This window comes from Pantoea sp. CFCC18177 (assembly GCF_059412425.1).
In genome coordinates this window covers 429,804-447,822 of the sequence record NZ_JBNBPL010000001.1, presented here as the reverse complement: position 1 = coordinate 447,822, position 18,019 = coordinate 429,804, and the positions used below count along the sequence as shown (strand labels likewise).

At 53.3% G+C, this 18,019-nt stretch carries 18 protein-coding genes; 9 read left to right on the top strand and 9 right to left on the bottom strand.

What is annotated here, in order from left to right:
- Positions 1 to 124 precede the first annotated feature (124 nt).
- Complete coding sequence (phoA, locus tag ACPUC8_RS02015) at positions 125 to 1,531, top strand: alkaline phosphatase (RefSeq protein ID WP_039337283.1); 1,407 nt, start codon at positions 125 to 127, stop codon at positions 1,529 to 1,531.
- 36 nt (positions 1,532 to 1,567) lie between these two features.
- Here the strand turns inward: phoA and gap are convergent, their stop codons facing one another.
- Together gap and ACPUC8_RS02005 are read right to left on the bottom strand one after the other, a co-directional pair.
- The gene (gap, locus tag ACPUC8_RS02010) at positions 1,568 to 2,578 is read right to left on the bottom strand and encodes a type I glyceraldehyde-3-phosphate dehydrogenase (protein WP_494925505.1); all 1,011 of its coding nucleotides are present in this window, start codon (positions 2,576 to 2,578) and stop codon (positions 1,568 to 1,570) included.
- A 78-nt stretch (positions 2,579 to 2,656) separates the two neighbouring features.
- Positions 2,657 to 3,634 carry a GlxA family transcriptional regulator gene (locus ACPUC8_RS02005; RefSeq protein WP_494925499.1) on the bottom strand — a complete coding sequence of 326 codons (978 nt, stop codon included), beginning with the start codon at positions 3,632 to 3,634 and terminating at the stop codon, positions 2,657 to 2,659.
- A gap of 136 nt (positions 3,635 to 3,770) precedes the next feature.
- Between ACPUC8_RS02005 and ACPUC8_RS02000 the strand changes: the two genes are divergently transcribed.
- Positions 3,771 to 4,583 (top strand): DUF817 domain-containing protein, encoded by an 813-nt coding sequence (locus tag ACPUC8_RS02000; RefSeq protein WP_494925504.1) that lies wholly within the window; start codon positions 3,771 to 3,773, stop codon positions 4,581 to 4,583.
- Between the two features lie 41 nt (positions 4,584 to 4,624).
- Here the strand turns inward: ACPUC8_RS02000 and ychF are convergent, their stop codons facing one another.
- Positions 4,625 to 5,716 (bottom strand): redox-regulated ATPase YchF, encoded by a 1,092-nt coding sequence (ychF, locus tag ACPUC8_RS01995; RefSeq protein WP_039337399.1) that lies wholly within the window; start codon positions 5,714 to 5,716, stop codon positions 4,625 to 4,627.
- Positions 5,717 to 5,827: 111 nt separating this feature from the next.
- Positions 5,828 to 6,415: an aminoacyl-tRNA hydrolase gene (gene pth, locus ACPUC8_RS01990; RefSeq protein WP_058973484.1), complete on the bottom strand. Its 588-nt coding sequence runs from the start codon at positions 6,413 to 6,415 to the stop codon at positions 5,828 to 5,830.
- Between the two features lie 258 nt (positions 6,416 to 6,673).
- Here pth and ychH point away from each other — a divergent pair, with 258 nt between their 5' ends.
- Positions 6,674 to 6,949, top strand: coding sequence for a stress-induced protein YchH (ychH, locus tag ACPUC8_RS01985; RefSeq protein WP_039337403.1), 276 nt, complete (start codon positions 6,674 to 6,676; stop codon positions 6,947 to 6,949).
- Here the strand turns inward: ychH and ACPUC8_RS01980 are convergent.
- From ACPUC8_RS01980 to lolB, 4 genes are all read right to left on the bottom strand, one after another.
- Positions 6,946 to 8,121, bottom strand: coding sequence for a GGDEF domain-containing protein (locus ACPUC8_RS01980; protein WP_494925498.1), 1,176 nt, complete (start codon positions 8,119 to 8,121; stop codon positions 6,946 to 6,948). The genes ychH and ACPUC8_RS01980 overlap by 4 nt on opposite strands.
- Positions 8,122 to 8,347: 226 nt before the next feature.
- The gene (gene prs, locus ACPUC8_RS01975; RefSeq protein WP_102136006.1) at positions 8,348 to 9,295 is read right to left on the bottom strand and encodes a ribose-phosphate diphosphokinase; all 948 of its coding nucleotides are present in this window, start codon (positions 9,293 to 9,295) and stop codon (positions 8,348 to 8,350) included.
- A gap of 137 nt (positions 9,296 to 9,432) precedes the next feature.
- Complete coding sequence (gene ispE / locus ACPUC8_RS01970; RefSeq protein ID WP_494925503.1) at positions 9,433 to 10,287, bottom strand: 4-(cytidine 5'-diphospho)-2-C-methyl-D-erythritol kinase; 855 nt, start codon at positions 10,285 to 10,287, stop codon at positions 9,433 to 9,435.
- Entirely contained in the window at positions 10,287 to 10,910 is a 624-nt protein-coding gene (gene lolB / locus ACPUC8_RS01965) for a lipoprotein insertase outer membrane protein LolB (RefSeq protein ID WP_039337411.1), read from the bottom strand. Before lolB ends, ispE begins: the two co-directional genes overlap by 1 nt.
- A 216-nt stretch (positions 10,911 to 11,126) precedes the next feature.
- Between lolB and hemA the strand changes: the two genes are divergently transcribed.
- From hemA to kdsA, 6 genes are read left to right on the top strand one after another with little or no spacing between them, the layout of a single operon-like run.
- Positions 11,127 to 12,383 (top strand): glutamyl-tRNA reductase, encoded by a 1,257-nt coding sequence (gene hemA / locus ACPUC8_RS01960; RefSeq protein WP_039337413.1) that lies wholly within the window; start codon positions 11,127 to 11,129, stop codon positions 12,381 to 12,383.
- Between the two features lie 41 nt (positions 12,384 to 12,424).
- Complete coding sequence (prfA, locus tag ACPUC8_RS01955) at positions 12,425 to 13,507, top strand: peptide chain release factor 1 (RefSeq protein WP_283228297.1); 1,083 nt, start codon at positions 12,425 to 12,427, stop codon at positions 13,505 to 13,507.
- A complete protein-coding gene (gene prmC, locus ACPUC8_RS01950) occupies positions 13,507 to 14,337 on the top strand; it encodes a peptide chain release factor N(5)-glutamine methyltransferase (RefSeq protein WP_494925497.1) in 831 nt (276 codons plus the stop codon). Before prfA ends, prmC begins: the two co-directional genes overlap by 1 nt.
- Before the next feature lie 14 nt (positions 14,338 to 14,351).
- Positions 14,352 to 14,750, top strand: coding sequence for a SirB2 family protein (locus ACPUC8_RS01945; RefSeq protein ID WP_039335189.1), 399 nt, complete (start codon positions 14,352 to 14,354; stop codon positions 14,748 to 14,750).
- Positions 14,747 to 15,556 (top strand): invasion regulator SirB1, encoded by an 810-nt coding sequence (gene sirB1 / locus ACPUC8_RS01940; RefSeq protein ID WP_058972533.1) that lies wholly within the window; start codon positions 14,747 to 14,749, stop codon positions 15,554 to 15,556. Before ACPUC8_RS01945 ends, sirB1 begins: the two co-directional genes overlap by 4 nt.
- A gap of 26 nt (positions 15,557 to 15,582) precedes the next feature.
- Complete coding sequence (gene kdsA / locus ACPUC8_RS01935; RefSeq protein WP_039335194.1) at positions 15,583 to 16,437, top strand: 3-deoxy-8-phosphooctulonate synthase; 855 nt, start codon at positions 15,583 to 15,585, stop codon at positions 16,435 to 16,437.
- Between the two features lie 131 nt (positions 16,438 to 16,568).
- Here the strand turns inward: kdsA and chaA are convergent, their stop codons facing one another.
- Positions 16,569 to 17,660 carry a sodium-potassium/proton antiporter ChaA gene (chaA, locus tag ACPUC8_RS01930; protein ID WP_039335196.1) on the bottom strand — a complete coding sequence of 364 codons (1,092 nt, stop codon included), beginning with the start codon at positions 17,658 to 17,660 and terminating at the stop codon, positions 16,569 to 16,571.
- Positions 17,661 to 18,019: the final 359 nt, after the last annotated feature.

The following is an 18,019-nucleotide window of genomic DNA, read 5'->3' as shown; positions in this document are numbered from 1 at the left end:
ACTCTCAACGAAGTGGTGTTTCTGTCATCAAATTATTCCTTATCCGCCACAAAAGTGTCACCGAACTGTCGCAGACTTGTCTGCGGAAACATTTGGTTATATTTACTGATAAGGATGCTGATAAATGAAACACATACCTCTTTTCACGGTTTCTCTGCTGGCCTCATTAATGACCGCGTCAGCAGTGGCAGATGATGCAACATACTCGCGTGCCGCAACTGGCGATATTACCGAACACGGTGGCGCGCGCCGCCTTAGCAGCGATCAAACTGAAGCACTGAAAGCGTCATTAATGAACACCACGGCTAAAAACGTCATCTTGTTGATCGGCGATGGCATGGGCGATTCAGAAATTACCGCCGCTCGTAATCAGGCGATGGGGGCTGGTGGATTCTTCCCCGGTCTGGATGCATTGCCACTGACCGGGCAATACACGCACTATTCCCTCGACAAGAAAACCCACAAACCGAACTACGTGACAGATTCAGCCGCGTCAGCGACGGCGTGGGCCACCGGCACCAAATCCTACAATGGCGCAATTGGCGTCGATGTGAATGGCAAAGATCAGGTCACCATTCTTGAGCTGGCGAAAGCCGCCGGGAAAGCCACCGGTAATGTGTCAACCGCTGAACTGCAGGATGCAACACCTGCTGCATTGATGGCGCATGTCACTTCGCGTAAATGCTATGGCCCTGAAAAAACCAGCGAGCTGTGTCCGACTAACGCGCTGGAGCAGGGCGGTAAAGGATCAATCAGCGAGCAGATGCTAAAAACCCGTCCTGATGTCACTTTCGGAGGCGGCGCAAAATCCTTTAATGAAAGCGCTAAAGCCGGTGAGTACCAAGGCAAAACCCTTCGTGAGCAGGCTCAGGCGTTGGGCTATCAACTGGTGGATAACCTTGAAGGCATGAATGCGATTCAGCAGGCCGATCAAACTAAACCGGTATTGGGCCTGTTCTCTGATGGCAACATGCCGGTGCGCTGGCAAGGGCCGAAAGCCAGCTATCACGGCAATATTGATAAGCCAGTGGTGACCTGCGAAGTGAACAAAGAACGTCCAGCTTCCGCACCGACTCTGGCGCAGATGACTAAAAAGGCGCTCGATCTGCTGAGCACCAATGAGAAAGGCTTCTTCCTGCAGGTAGAAGGAGCATCGATCGATAAGCAGGATCATGCTGCGAATCCATGCGGTCAGATTGGTGAAACCGTCGATCTGGATGAAGCCGTACAGCAGGCGCTGGCTTTTGCCCGTGAGCACGGGGATACGCTGGTGGTGGTGACCGCAGACCATGCGCACAGTAGCCAGATTATCGAGAATGGCAGCAAAGCGCCGGGTCTTACGCAGGCGCTGAATACCAAAGATGGCGCAGTGATGACCATCAGCTACGGTAATTCAGAAGATGATTCACAAGGCCATACCGGCACACAGATTCGTATTGCGGCTTATGGCCCTCATGCGGCGAACGTAGTGGGTCTGACCGATCAGACCGACCTGTTCTTTACGCTGAAGGATGCGATGGGGATTAAGTAATAAAATCAGGGGCGGTCTGAAGATCGCCCCTCACTGTTACAGGCCGCGCTGAGCCATCAGACGGGCTAAATCGACTAAGCGATTGGAGAAACCCCACTCGTTGTCATACCAGGCAAGGATTTTTACCAGGTTGCCGCCAATCACCAAGGTTGAAAGGCCATCAATGATCGATGAGCGCGGATCGCCCTGATAATCGCTGGAGACCAGTGGTTCATCGCTATAGCCCAATATCCCTTTCAGCGGACCTTCTGCCGCAGCCGCTTTAAACGCGTTGTTCACTTCCTCAGCAGTCACATCCCGTTTTAATGTCACGGTTAAATCGACAATCGATACCACCGGAACCGGCACGCGCAATGAATAACCGGTCAGGCGACCCTCCAGCTCGGGAATCACGCGTCCCAACGCCTTAGCGGCACCACTTGAGTAAGGCACTATCGACAGCGCCGCAGCGCGCGCGCCACGCAGATCTTTTTCAGGCTGATCGTGCAGCACCTGGCTGTTGGTGTAGGCATGCGTGGTGTTCATTAAGCCGTGCTCGATGCCAAATGCTTGGTGAAGTACCTGCGCGGCAGGGGCTAAGCCGTTCGTGGTGCAACTGCCGTTGCTGACGACGAAGTGCTGCTGCGGATCGTAGCGCTGATCGTTCACGCCGAGCACAATCGTCAGGTCATCATTTTTGCCCGGCGCGGATATAATCACCCGTTTCGCGCCCCCGCTGGTGATATGCACTGCAGCTTTGTCGCGTTCGGTGAAGAAGCCGGTGGCTTCAATCACGATATCAACGCCGACATCACGCCAGCGAATATGGGCCGGGTCGCGCTCGCTGAACACACGCACTGGCTTGCCATCGATACGTAACTCGCCTTCAGAGGCTTCCACTTCAGCGGGTAAACGGCCGAGCAGCGAATCATGTTTCAGCAGGTGTGCCAGCGTCTTGCTGTCGGTGAGATCGTTGATTGCCACAATCTCAATATCGTCGCTACCCAGTGCGGCGCGAAATACATTCCGTCCGATACGGCCAAAGCCGTTAATGCCTACCTTGATCATCATTGACTCCTTATATGAAGTGATTGCAGTCAATGTAGGCCGTTCACAGGATGGCGTAAACGACAAAAAAGGATCACTTTACGCCAATTTTCGGCAGTGAAAGCGTTGGCGATATTCACCGGGTGTGAGGTGGAGTTGGCGCTCAAAACTGCGTCGCATATTGATGCTGCTTCCGAAACCGGTCTCCTCAGCTATGCGCTCCAGCGTGTCACGGGTCTGTTCCAGCCTTTCCCGTGCAGCCGCCAGACGTGCTTCCGCGACAAAGCGTGCAGGCGGCGCACCCGTTTCACGGGTAAATACGCGGGTGAAGTTTCTTGGGCTCATGGCAGCATGTTCTGCCAGCTTTTCAACGGATAAGTCTTCGGCCAGATGGTCGCGAATCCAGCTTTGTAGCGCGTTAATCGGGCAAGAGTCACTTTGCTGAAGTTGGTAGCGACTGAACTGCATCTGTCCGCCGGGGCGGCGCAGATACATCACCATATCCTGCGCGATGTCACGTGCTACGCTGAAACCGAAATCCTCTTCAACCAACGCCAGCGTCAGGTCAAAGCCAGAACTGACGCCACCTGAAGTCCAGATTGCGCCATCCTGAATATAGAGCGGGCCACCTTCAACCTTAACCTGTGGGAAGCGCGTTTGCAGTGTATCAAGCAGTCGCCAGTGCGAAGTGGCCCGTCGTCCATCCAGTAAACCTGCCTCCGCCAGCAGCATCGCACCACCGCATATCGATACCACGCGTCGCGCCTGAGGGGCCGCCAGCTTGATAAAGTCCACCACCATGTTGCCTTCTTCCACGCTGTCGCCACGGCCGGTGATCATGATGGTGTCCCAGGCCTGACGGGGATCCAGTTCGGCCAGTTTGAGGTCGGCGAGCAGATTCAACCCGGACTGTCCATGGATGACTTGATGCGCTTGCGTCGTCGCGATACTGACACGATAGCGCGGCTGATCGAGGCCAACCGGCAAGTGCAGATTGGCGTGCATCAGGATGTCGGCGATGCCCGCCGCTTCGAACAGCATGCCGCCGTCGGGCACAATGACGAGAAAATTTTTCATGGCTTAAAGTGTTTCTTGATGACAAAGCAAGTCAAAGTGTCGCATGCTGGTGTCGGCAAAGACCAGACATTTAAGCCAAAGGAATGTATCACTTCACATGGAGCAATCAGTGGAAAATCGCTTAGACCAATTTTTAATGCATCCGCCCGCCATGGCGTATCGCGGCAGCAAACGTTGTGCTTTAGAGTTTCTGTGGTTTGGCATTAAAGAAGCGCGAGCCTGTTTGTTTGCGGGACTGTTTTTCCTGTCCATCTTTTGCGTACCGCGCACCGGCTTGTTGGGCATCGCACGCTATGACCTGCTGCTGATGATTGCGCTGACTATCCAGTTCATCATGGTCGCAACCCGGCTGGAAAGCTGGGATGAACTAAAAGCCATCACGCTGTTTCATTTGCTTGGGTTTGGGCTTGAGCTCTTTAAAACCTCGGCAGCGATTGGTTCCTGGCATTATCCCGAAGCAGCATGGAGCAAGGCGGCGGGTGTGCCGCTGTTCAGTGGATTTATGTATGCTGCAGTCGGCAGTTACATTATTCAGTGCTGGCGATTAATGGATCTGAAAATCCGCCACCATCCACCGATCATTCATGCGGTACTGCTTTCACTTGCCCTATATGCCAACTTCTTTACCCACCATTTCATTGGCGATTACCGCTGGTACATTGCGGCGGTGGCGCTCGGTTTGTATGCGCGATCCGAAGTGATTTTCACCCCTTATGACCGGCCATTCCGAATGCCGCTGCTGGTGGCATTTATCCTGATTGGCTTTTTCATCTGGCTGGCGGAGAACATGGGGACTTTCTTTGGCGTGTGGCAGTATCCCAACCAAATTGGCGCATGGGCAACTGTGCATGTAGGGAAGTGGGGAGCATGGTCACTGCTGGTGATGATGACCTTTACCATCACGTTGTTTCTCAAGGATATTAAGAAACGCGTGCACATCGCCCAATAAAAAATCCACGCCGGGGCGTGGATTTTCTGGCACAGAGAAAGTTAGACGTTGAACAAGAAGTTCATCACGTCGCCATCTTTCACGATGTACTCTTTACCTTCTGAACGCATCTTGCCGGCTTCTTTCGCGCCTTGCTCACCCTTGTAGGTGACAAAGTCATCAAAGGCGATGGTCTGCGCGCGGATAAAGCCTTTCTCGAAGTCGGTGTGGATTTTACCTGCCGCCTGCGGCGCAGTGGCACCCACAGGGATGGTCCATGCACGCACTTCTTTCACGCCAGCGGTGAAGTAAGTTTGCAGGTTGAGCAGTGCATAACCCGCGCGAATCACACGGTTCAGACCTGGCTCTTCCAGACCCAATTCCGCCATGAATTCATCACGCTCTTCATCGTCCAGTTCGGCGATATCAGACTCGACAGCCGCACAGACTGGCACCACCACGGAGCCTTCGGCTTCAGCGATCGCACGTACCTGATCAAGATATGGGTTGTTTTCGAAACCGTCTTCGTTGACGTTAGCGATATACATGGTTGGTTTCAGCGTCAGGAAGCTCAGGTAGCGGATTGCCGCTTTCTCGTCCGCATCCAGTTTCAGCGCGCGCAACATGCCAGCCTGTTCAAGGTGCGGCAGGCACTTCTCCAGAGCAGCGAGTTCAGCTTTGGCATCTTTGTCGCCGCCTTTGGCTTTTTTCTGGCAGCGCTGGATGGCGCGTTCGCAGGTATCAAGGTCTGACAACGCCAGTTCGGTGTTGATAACGTCAATATCTTCCGCCGGGTTCACTTTGCCGGAAACGTGGATGATGTTGTCGTTTTCAAAGCAGCGCACCACGTGGCCGATCGCTTCGGTTTCACGGATGTTGGTCAGGAACTGGTTACCCAGGCCTTCACCTTTCGAGGCGCCTTTCACCAGACCGGCGATATCAACGAATTCCATGGTGGTTGGCACTACGCGCTGTGGCTTAACGATATCGCTCAGCTGATCGAGGCGCAGATCGGGCATTGGCACGACACCGGTGTTTGGCTCGATGGTGCAGAACGGAAAGTTGGCTGCTTCGATACCCGCTTTGGTCAGCGCGTTGAACAGGGTGGATTTACCGACGTTCGGCAGGCCCACAATACCGCATTTAAATCCCATGGTCTGATTACCTTTATCACTGAGTGTGCGGCGCTGACTGACAGCGTCGACAGATTCAAAAAATTTCGCGCATTATACACAGAATTACCTTCTGCGGCGCGGGAATTGGCCTTAACTGGCCTTGAAGGCGTGAAGGCGGTTCATCGCCTTGATCTTGTCTTCTTTCAGCCAGACTTCCGTGCAGCGCACGGCTTCATCGACGGCATCATCAATCAGCTTTTGTTCGCTGGCCGGGGGTTTACCTAAAACAAAACCCGTCACTTTATTACGGTCACCCGGATGGCCGATGCCGACACGCAAACGGTGGAAATTATTGTTGTTGCCCAGTTTGCTAATAATGTCTTTCAGGCCATTGTGACCGCCGTGACCGCCACCCTGTTTGAACTTCGCCACGCCTGGCGGTAAGTCCAGCTCATCGTGCGCCACCAGAATTTCTTCAGGCGTGATGCGATAGAAAGTCGCCATCGCTGCTACCGCTTTGCCACTCAGGTTCATAAACGTCGTTGGCACCAACAGGCGTACGTCTTCGCCCGCCAATGACAGGCGCGCCGTGTAGCCGTAAAATTTCGGCTCCTCTTTTAACGACTGATTATGCCTTTCAGCCAGCAAATCCACGTACCAGGCACCTGCATTATGGCGCGTTGCGGCGTATTCAGCGCCGGGATTGGCCAGCCCCACAATCAGTTTAATGCTGCTCACGATGTTTATCCTGTCTCACTGCGGAAAGGGCGATAGTTTACTGCCTGCAGGCAGGGATGACAAAGGGTGTAATGGCCAGATAATGACGCTGTGTGACTAATCAATTTCTATCGAAATCAACAGGCTGAGGGTAAAGAAATGTCAGAGATTGTGAAGGATGTGTGATCCTGTACGCAACTTAACCGCATGCCATTGCCTAAACTTATGACAAGTTAACCATACGTGCTGTTTGTTCTTTCATAAGGATGGAGGTGAATCATGAAACGTCAAAACTGCCGCTTTGTGGGTAATGGCCTGATGTGTCTGGGTTTACTGACGATGGTGTTGGGTGTCGGCTATTCCATTATTAATCAGCTACCTTCACTGCATCTGCCTCAGTTCCTCGCCCATGGTGCGATGTTCAGTATCTTCATCGGCGCATTGCTGTGGCTGATCGGCGCGCGCGTCAGCGGACGTGAAAGAGTGGAAGACCGCTACTACTGGCTGCGTCATTATGGTGATAAACGCTGCCGTCGTAATCACTCCTCACATTAAGTGAGCATCGCTTCCTGCAATGGCTGTAATGGCACCCGGTAACCTTCGATGCGGTTACGGCCACTGGCTTTTGCGCGATAGAGCGCTTCATCCGCTAACCCGAGTAAAATCGGGAAAGTTTGATCGCGATGAATTGCGGTAGCGAAGCCAATACTCACCGTGTAGTAGACGTCGTTAGGCATCGATAACTGCGTTGCCAGGCGAATACGTTCGCACACGCACTGTGCCTCCTCACTGTTGCCAGGCAAAATGGCGGCAAACTCTTCTCCGCCCAAACGGGCGAAATGACTCTCTGCGGGTAACAGCGCCTGCACCACCTGGCAAAAATCGATTAATACCCGATCCCCTTGCTGATGCCCATAGCGATCGTTAATGCTTTTGAAATGGTCGAGGTCAAACAGCACTGCCGTGTAGATATACAGTTTAGGATGGCGGGCATTGCGCATCACCAATCGGTCAGCATGCTCGAACAGCGCACGGCGATTCCATACGCTGGTGAGAGGATCGTGCAGCGAGGCCAGTTTGTGCGCGATCTGCGTACGCTCATTCACCATTGCCAGGATAGTAAAGGTTAAGCCAATCACAAACAGTATCGACTCAAGGATCACATAAACCGAGAAGCTGGAACCGGCAATAGCACCGCGCACCGGCGTAGCAATGGCATCATCCAGAAAGATCCGCGCCACATGAAACAGCAGATGGATCCACAGCAGCATCTGTGCCGGCCAGAATGTCACCGTCAGCGATGCGCGCGAGTGCCATAAAAGGCGAATCAGCGCGCCGGTGTAAATAATACAAAGCAGACAAAGCACCAGTACCCGCTTGGGTTGGCTGTAATAAAACTCGGGGAAAATACAAAGTATCGCCCAGAGTAAGGCACCAGCCAGCCAGCTCAATCCCAAGGGTTTGCCACAAAAGATGCGAAACGCATTCAACAGATTGCCATAAGCAAGCAGCATGACGACGTTGCCCACGGCAATCGGCAGAAAGTGAAATCCAGCGCTGCGAAGACTGCTAAGGAATACGGCTAACAGCGTCAGGCTGAGCGCGAGAGTGGTGAAACCCAGCACGCGATCGTACTGCGAACCCATCCAGGCGAAGACCAGAATAATACTCAAAAACCCGAGCACGTAGAGCTCACAAACAAATAATGTATAGATGTCGAGAGTCATAGTGGTCGGAGTTCTCAGAAAAAAGTGACAGGAAAAATACCACTAATCATTAGAGCGCTAAAGCGCAGCATGATGTCTGAAATGAAAAGAGTGAAAGGCAGCGAGAATGGGGTGTTTTAACGAAATTTATCGCGAAAATATCTGTAGCGAAAGCGGCTTCATCGGTTGTGAAGACTGAGGAGATAAAAAACAAAACCGGGCGCGGGGCCCGGTTTCATGCAATGTATTAATGTTCAAACATTGCGGAGATGGATTCTTCGTTGCTGATACGGCGAATCGCTTCGGCCAACATGCCAGAGAGCGTTAAGGTACGCACATTTGGCAGCGACTTCATCTCATCCGACAGCGGGATGGTGTCGCACACGATGACCTGGTCAATCACTGACTTACGCAGGTTTTCAACGGCATTGCCGGAGAAAATAGGGTGAGTTGCGTAAGCGAAGACACGTTTCGCGCCGCGTTCTTTCAACGCTTCAGCCGCTTTGCACAGCGTACCGCCGGTGTCGATCATATCGTCGACCAGTACACAGTCACGACCGGCAACGTCACCGATAATGTGCATGACCTGAGAAACGTTTGCGCGTGGGCGACGTTTGTCGATGATGGCCATATCGGCGTCATTCAGCAGTTTCGCGATAGCGCGGGCGCGCACGACACCACCGATATCGGGTGAAACCACAATCGGGTTTTCCAGACCAATTTGCAGCATGTCTTCCAGCAGAACTGGGCTACCGAACACGTTATCAACCGGGACATCGAAGAAGCCCTGGATCTGTTCGGCGTGCAGGTCAACTGTCAGAACACGGTCAACACCCACGCTGGAGAGGAAATCGGCAACCACTTTGGCGGTGATAGGCACACGAGCAGAACGCACACGGCGGTCCTGACGGGCATAACCAAAGTAAGGGATAACAGCAGTAATACGACCAGCAGAAGCCCGACGCAAAGCGTCGACCATCACAACCAGCTCCATCAGATTATCATTGGTGGGGGCACAGGTGGACTGGATGATGAAAATATCACCACCGCGTACATTTTCGTTGATCTGTACGCTTACTTCACCATCACTGAAGCGGCCGACAGCGGCGTCTCCGAGGCTAGTGTAAAGGCGGTTGGCAATACGTTGTGCTAGTTCCGGGGTAGCGTTACCAGCAAAAAGCTTCATATCAGGCACGAGAGGAACCTCAGGCTTGTCGTCCAGAGAATGAACATTTCAAAAGTAACCGGCGAATACTTTTGAAGTCGTTCATACGGGTGTGTTAATGCGTCACGTGCAGTGCCTGGAACAGGGTGGCACTGTCACGCATACGCTTAGAGCCCGGAAAGGGTGCGATGCAACGGCGAGATATTAAGCCCGCGCGCCACAAATCCGCAAATCCATTTCGGGGCAAGCTCCAGCACCTGACGAGCGTCGGACTCGGTGTTAAATTCAGCAAACACACAAGCTCCGGTCCCGGTCAGGCGCGACGGCGCGTATTCTAGCAGCCAGGAAAGCAGCGCATCAACCTCGCGAAAACGTTTTCTTGCCACAGCTTCACAATCATTGTGAAAAGGACGCTGTAACAGCTCACCTAATGTGCGTATCGGTGAATTGCGCGTCAGTTCCGGATCGCGAAACAGATCGGGGGTAGCAATACTGACCCCCGGATGCGCGACGAGATACCATTTCTCTTCCGGTTCAGCAGGTTGAATCTGTTCGCCAACCCCTTCGGCAAAGGCGGCATGCCCGCGCACAAACACCGGTACATCGGCACCGAGCGCCACACCCAGGGTGGCTAACTCATCCACGCTAAGCTGTGTTTGCCATAAATGGTTGAGCGCGACCAGCACGGTAGCCGCATCAGAGGAGCCACCGCCCAGGCCACCGCCCATCGGCAAACGTTTCTCAAGTGCAATCTGCGCACCAGCATTGGCAGGCAAGGTGCCGCGTGCGGCAGCGGCCTGTTTCAGTGCCTGCGCGGCTCGCACAATTAAGTTCTCTTCATCGGGCACTCCTGCCAGCGGTGTGAGCAGTGTAATGCTATCGCTGCTGTCCGGCGTGATCTCCAGCGTGTCACCGTGATCAAGAAACTGAAACAGAGTTTGCAGGTTGTGATAGCCGTCAGGACGACGGCCAGTGATGTAGAGAAAAAGATTCAGTTTTGCCGGAGCAGGCCAGGTGGTGATCATTTCGTGGTCCAGCTATCCATACGCAGTTTGATGCGCTGACCACCTTCGGTCAGTTCCAGATTGGCCGGCAGCGGCGGGTTAACTTTGCTGTCGTAATCGGAGATGTTCACTTTCCACTGTTGTCCATTGCGGCTGTAGTTCACACTCTGCAACTGGTAGCTGCTGTTCAGCTGATAATCGGTGGCATCACCTGGCAGGCCCATCATCCATTGACGCAGGTTCGCCAGTGGAATGTCCATGCCGGTGAGCTGAGAGATCATCTTCTCGGCATCGTTGCTGACGTAACGCTTGCCTTTGTTATCGACGATTTGCACCACGGAACCTTGGGCATCAAGCTGCAACTCGGTGCTGCCAAGCGGGTTGGTGAGTAGCAGACGATAGCGGTCAGCGGCGGTTTGCTGCCAGTTAAAGCGCGCATACACTTTTTGCTTATCAGAGAGATAGGCAAATGCGCCGCGCGTTTGATACTGGGTGATTTTCGCGACAGCTTGTTGATGTTGCTGCCATTGCGGTGAAGTGGTGCTGGGACCCGGACCCTGGGGTTTATTGATGCTACAAGCAGCCAGCAACACGCTGGCAAGGGGCAGAAGGCGCAACAACTTGCGCGGGGGCAATTGCATCACGTGGTCGTCTCCTCAGACACGTTTTTAATTCCTAACAGGTAACGCTAACCATCCAAATCTGTGCCGTCAATGCCGATGTAATGATAATTGCGCACGATCAGTTTAATCTTATTACAGTCATAGCCTTTGTATGGCTTTTCTTGATCTGTGGCATCTTGTAGAATGCGCTTCACAAAACCCTGACAATCATTGGGACATCCCAACCCGATCACCATGACGCTGCTTGCACTCGGAATCAACCACAAAACCGCACCTGTCGCCCTGCGCGAACGTGTTGCGTTTCTGCCCGACACGCTGGATCAGGCATTAAACAGCCTGCTGTCCCAGCCGATGGTGCAGAGCGGTGTGGTGCTCTCAACCTGTAACCGTACTGAACTTTACCTTAGCGTAGAGCAGCAAACGGACCTGCAGGAGAGGCTGGTGCGCTGGCTGTGTGAGTATCACGATCTGCGGGAAGAGGATGTCCGCGCGAGCCTGTACTGGCATCAGGATAATGCGGCGGTAAGCCATCTGATGCGTGTCGCCAGCGGTCTGGATTCACTGGTGTTGGGTGAGCCACAAATTCTTGGTCAGGTGAAAAAAGCCCATGCTGACTCATCGCGTGACCATGCGTTGAGCAGTGAACTGGAGCGTATGTTCCAGAAAACCTTCTCCGTCGCCAAACGCGTCCGTACTGAAACCGAAATCGGGGCCAGTGCGGTGTCCGTCGCCTTTGCTGCCTGTTCGTTAGCCCGTCAAATCTTCGAATCCCTCAGCACGGTGAACGTCCTGCTGGTGGGAGCCGGTGAAACCATCGAGTTAGTGGCGCGTCACCTGCGTGAACACAAAGTACAAAAGCTGATGATTGCCAACCGCACCCGTGAACGCGCTCAACTGCTGGCGGACGAAGTGGGTGCAGAAGTGATCGGTTTGGGTGATATCGAAACGCGTCTGGCGGATGCAGACATTATTATCTCTTCCACCGCCAGCCCCTTGCCGATTATTGGTAAAGGCATGGTAGAGCGCGCGTTGAAGGCGCGCCGTAATCAGCCGATGTTGCTGGTGGATATTGCCGTACCACGTGATGTCGAACCCGAAGTGGGTAAACTGGCTAACGCCTATTTGTACAGCGTCGATGACCTGCAGGCGATCATCGAACAGAACATGGCGCAGCGTAAAGCCGCCGCCGTGCAGGCTGAAAGTATTGTGGTGCAGGAAAGCGGTGAATTTATGGCGTGGCTGCGTGCGCAAAGCGCGGGCGACACCATCCGTGAGTACCGCTCGCAGGCTGACGACGTCCGCGCAGAACTGCAAGAGCGTGCGTTAGCCGCTCTGCGCCAGGGCGCGGATGCTGAGAAAGTTTTACAGGAGTTAGCGCACAAGCTGACTAACCGCCTTATTCATGCACCAACCAAATCATTGCAGCAGGCCGCGCGCGACGGCGACAGCGAACGCCTGCAGATCTTACGTGACAGCCTCGGTTTAGAGTAATCTGGTCTGTCACGACCTATCACTGGGATACCCTCTATTACATGAAGAGCTCTATTGTTGCCAAGCTGGAAGCCCTCCAGGAACGCCACGAAGAAGTGGAAGCGTTACTGGGCGATGCCGGCGTTATTGGCGATCAAGAACGTTTCCGCGCATTGTCTCGCGAATATGCGCAGCTGACCGATGTCACCCGTTGTTTCCGTGACTGGCAGCAAGTGCAGGAAGATATCGAAACCGCTGAAATGATGCTCGATGATCCTGAAATGCGCGAAATGGCCAATGAAGAATTAAAACTCTCGCGTGAGAAGCGTGAGGTGCTGGAACAACAACTTCAGGTACTGCTGCTGCCGAAAGACCCTGACGATGAACGCTCGTGCTTTGTGGAAGTGCGCGCCGGAACCGGCGGTGATGAAGCGGCCATCTTTGCCGGCGATCTGTTCCGTATGTACAGCCGTTATGCAGAATCCCGCCGTTGGCAGGTGGAAATCATCAGTGCTAACGAAGGCGAGCACGGCGGTTACAAAGAGGTCATCGCGCGCATTATTGGCGACGGTGCTTACGGTCGTTTGAAGTTTGAGTCAGGCGGTCATCGTGTGCAACGCGTGCCAGAAACGGAATCTCAGGGGCGTATTCATACCTCTGCCTGTACCGTTGCGGTGATGCCGGAACTGCCCGAAGCGGAAATGCCAGAAATTAACGCGGGCGATCTGAAAATTGATACTTTCCGCTCCTCTGGTGCGGGTGGTCAGCACGTTAACACCACCGACTCTGCTATCCGTATTACCCACTTACCGACCGGTATTGTGGTGGAGTGTCAGGACGAACGCTCGCAGCATAAAAACAAAGCCAAAGCGTTGGCGGTGTTGGGCGCGCGTATTCATGCAGCGGAAACCGCTAAACGTAATGCGGCAGAAGCGTCAACCCGCCGTAACCTGCTGGGCAGTGGTGACCGTTCCGACCGTAACCGTACCTACAATTTCCCGCAGGGCCGAGTGACCGACCACCGTATTAACCTGACGCTTTACCGTCTGGACGAGACCATGGAAGGCAAGCTGGATAGCCTGATTGAGCCAATCGTCCAAGAGTATCAAGCCGATCAGCTGGCCGCGTTGGCTGGACAGGATTGATGATCATTCGTCACTGGCTGCAGCAGGCGATAGTTGCCCTCTCTGGCGGCGATAGCCCGAAGCGCGATGCGGAAATTTTGCTGGGTTTTGTCACCGGTAAATCGCGCAGTTGGCTGGTGGCGTTTGATGATACCGAGCTCGACGCCGCACAAATCGCCGAGCTTGATGCGCTGTTGGCGCGCCGGGTGACCGGTGAACCCATTGCCCATCTGGTGGGCGAACGCGAATTCTGGTCGTTGCCGCTGCGTGTCAGTGATGCGACGCTGATTCCGCGCCCGGATACTGAAGTGCTGGTGGAACAGGCGCTGGTGCGCGTGCCGTCAACGCCATCCTCTCTACTTGATCTTGGCACAGGCACGGGTGCTATCGCGTTAGCACTGGCGAGTGAACGGCCTGATTGTCAGGTGCTGGGATGTGACCGCATACCCGAAGCTGTCGCGCTGGCACAAGATAATGCACAGCGCCTGCACATCAACAATGCCCGTTTTCAGCTCAGCCACTGGTTTAACGATCTCCCCTCCCAACGTTTTGACCTGATTGTCAGCAATCCTCCTTATATCGATGCCGCCGATGAACATCTGCAGCAGGGAGATGTGCGTTTTGAACCGCTTAGCGCGCTGGTGGCGGATGATGCCGGGCTGGCCGATTTGCGCTTCATCATTCAAAGCGCGCCGCAATGGTTGCAACCCGGCGGCTGGCTCTTGCTGGAACACGGCTGGCAACAGGATGAAGCGGTGCGAACCATTTTGACGCAACATGGCTATCAGCAGATCAGCAGCGTCAATGATTATGGCGGCAATCCCCGCGTTACTCTTGGACAATTTTTCTGATTTAAGGAAGTACGATGGCGAGCTGGTATCCGCTGATTAAACATTTTCACCTCCTGACCGTTGCGCTGACTATCAGCCTGTTTCTGCTGCGTTTTTATTGGCTGACAACCGGTTCTGCCATGCTGCAACGCCGCTGGGTGCGCATCGCGCCTCATATTAATGACACATTTTTGCTACTCAGCGGCGTGGGGTTAGTGGTAATTACGCACTTTTATCCGTTCTCGCCACAAGGAAGCTGGCTGACGGAGAAGCTGTTAGGGGTTATCATCTACATCGCCTTAGGTTCCGTGGCATTGAGCCGTCGCCCACGCAAGATGGGGACACGTTGGATCGCTTGCCTGATTGCAATCGTTGCGTTGCTGTTTGTGATTAAGCTGGCGATGACCAAAATGCCGATATTGGGGATAGTATGACCTCGCCAGAGCAACTCGATTACAGTGAAACACCGTTGAGTGAAGCGGTGATTGGTGCGACCTGCGCCATACGCAATGATTTTTCCGCGCCCTCTGTGCAGCAACAGTTGGCCGCCTTAGTAGATGAAGCCCGTGAGTTTGTCAGCAGTGAGCAGGATGCAGATTTGCAGTTAGGCAAGCTGCTGGAGCTGTTTTATCGCGAATGGGGATTTGGCGGCGCCAGCGGTGTCTACAATTTATCCGATGCACTTTGGATAGATAAAGTGCTGAAGAGCCGTCAGGGCACCGCGGTATCACTGGGCGTGATTCTGCTGCATATCGCGGATGAGCTGGAACTGCCGTTGATGCCGGTGATTTTCCCCACTCAGTTGATTCTGCGTGCCGACTGGCTTGATGGCGAAATGTGGCTGATCAACCCGTTTAACGGCGAGACGCTCGATAAGCATACGTTGGAAGTGTGGCTCAAAGGCAATATCAGCCCGACAGCCAAACTCTACAACGACGATCTCGACGAAGCGAAAACCATCAACGTGATGCGCAAAATGCTCGATACGCTGAAAGCGGCGTTAATGGAAGAGAAGCAGATGGAGCTGGCGCTGAATGTCAGCAAGGTATTGCTGCAGATTGATCCTGATGATCCGTATGAAATACGCGATCGTGGTCTCATCTATGCCCAGCTTGAGTGCGAACATATCGCACTGACGGATTTGACCTACTTTGTTGAGCAGTGTCCTGAGGACCCGGTCAGCGAAATGATTAAAGTGCAGATTCACGCAATTGAACAGAAACAGGTGACGCTGCATTAAGCGTCCCTCGAAAAAAAGGAAAAGGCATGACCCAGAAAATAGTGAATATTGGCGATATCAAGGTCGCAAACGATCTGCCATTTGTTCTCTTTGGCGGTATGAACGTGCTGGAATCGCGCGACCTCGCCATGCGTATTTGCGAACACTATGTAAAAGTGACCGATAAACTCGGCATTCCTTACGTGTTCAAAGCCTCTTTTGACAAAGCTAACCGCTCTTCCATCAAATCTTATCGCGGTCCGGGCCTGGAAGAGGGCATGAAGATTTTCCAGGAGCTGAAGCAGGCTTTCGGCGTGAAAATCATCACTGACGTTCATGAAGCATCACAGGCGCAGCCCGTTGCTGATGTGGTTGACGTGATTCAGCTGCCTGCCTTCCTCGCACGTCAAACCGATCTGGTTGAAGCAATGGCGAAAACCGGTGCGGTGATTAACGTGAAGAAACCTCAGTTCGTTAGCCCTGGCCAGATGGGTAACATTGTCGATAAATTCGCCGAAGGCGGTAATGACAAAGTGATCCTGTGCGACCGTGGTAGCAACTTTGGCTATGACAATCTGGTTGTGGATATGCTTGGCTTTAACGTGATGAAGAAAGTCACTAACAACAGCCCGGTGATCTTCGACGTGACGCATGCTCTGCAGACCCGAGATCCATTCGGTGCGGCCTCTGGCGGCCGTCGTGCGCAGGTGGGTGAACTGGCCCGTGCGGGTATGGCTGTGGGTATTGCCGGTCTGTTCATTGAAGCGCACCCAGAACCAAACAGCGCGAAGTGCGACGGTCCTTCCGCGCTGCCGCTGGATAAACTGGAGCCGTTCCTGGTGCAGATGAAAGCGATTGATGATCTGGTGAAGAGCTTCCCGGAGCTGGATACCAGCAACTGATTGATTGCTGATGATTGTAAAAAAGGCGCCGATGGCGCCTTTTTTTATGGTGGTAGCGGCGCGATTTATCGCGCAATCGTGCAGCGGTGTGACTGCCAGGGGCGCGCAATAAATTGAGCCGCTACGCGTTCCTACAGCATTATCGTCAGCAAATAACCTGCAAACAGCGCCAGGTGCGCGGCACCGTTTAGCACATTGGTACGTCCGGTTGAGAACGAGATGTGGCACAAGATCAATGCTGCACTCATGATCACCATATGCGGTGGCTCCAGGCCAAATATCAGTTGCTGGCCCGTCAGGGTGGCAATGATACTGACTGCGGGAACCGTTAAGGAAATCGTGGCTAACACCGAACCAAAGAACAGGTTCATGGCGCGCTGGACCTGGTTCATTAACACCGCTTTGATCGCCCCCAAACCTTCTGGTGACAGAATCAGCAACGCGACGAGGAAACCGGTGAACTGCGCGGGTGCATTCAGTTCTGTCAGCAGTTGCTCCAGAGTATTGGCGTTCATCTTGGTGACCGCGATAACGGCAATCAGATGCACGATCAACCAAATGGTATGCCACACAGAACTGTGAGCGGAAGGTTTGCCGTGATGAGGATCGCCATCGTCGCCGTCATCTTCATGCTCATACACAAACAGGCTCTGGTGCGTTTTCGTTTGAATCAGCAGGAACACGCCATACATCGCCGCTGAAATAGCCGCGATGATCAGTGCCTGGGCGGTGGTGAAATTACCACCCGGTAACGCGTTAGGGAACACCAACACCAAAATCGCCAACGGGAAAATGGCGATCATGTACTGTTTCACGCCTGCCAGATTCACATATTGCGTAGCAAATTTACGTCCGCCGAGCAGCAGTGCAAAACCAACCAGGCCACCGGTAACAATCATAATGATGGAGTAGAGGGTATCGCGCATCAGCGCCGGTGCAGCATCACCGGTGGCCATTAATGCGGAGATCAGGCTCACTTCTAATATCACCACCGACAGGCTTAAAATCAGCGAACCATAGGGTTCGCCCAGGCGGTGTGCCAGAACGTCGGCGTGACGTACTACGCTGAACGCACTGCAGAGGATTGCTACCAGAGACAGCAAGTTAATGCCGATAACCGGCATCAGCGCGGTTTGGCCGCCAAAGAAGCTCAGCACCGCGAGCGCAGCAATGGGGAAAATCAGCGAGTATTCGGTATGTCGGGTCTTTTCATGTGTAGCCATTCACCATCCTCTCCGGAAAAAAGAACCAAAACAGGCCATCAGTGCCTGATAAATATAATGACTTTTCTGACGCAGCGCAGTGTAACTTTTCAACAGTTGTGTTGCAGAGTCTTTACGCGTTTTTACTTAATGAATATTAATGACCTAAGTTGATAAAACTGAGTATTATCCAGTAATAACGTCTGATATTCATTGGGTTGAAATGAGAGTAAATTCACTTAATTTATAAAATGGCACCAAATTTAACGAGGTTAAATCGCTCTTATTTTGGTTTGATTAAGAAGTTTCGGTTTATTTAACTAAAGTTAGACTTTTCTAACTTGCATGCATGACTCTCTATTAAACCGCCTCCCTAATTC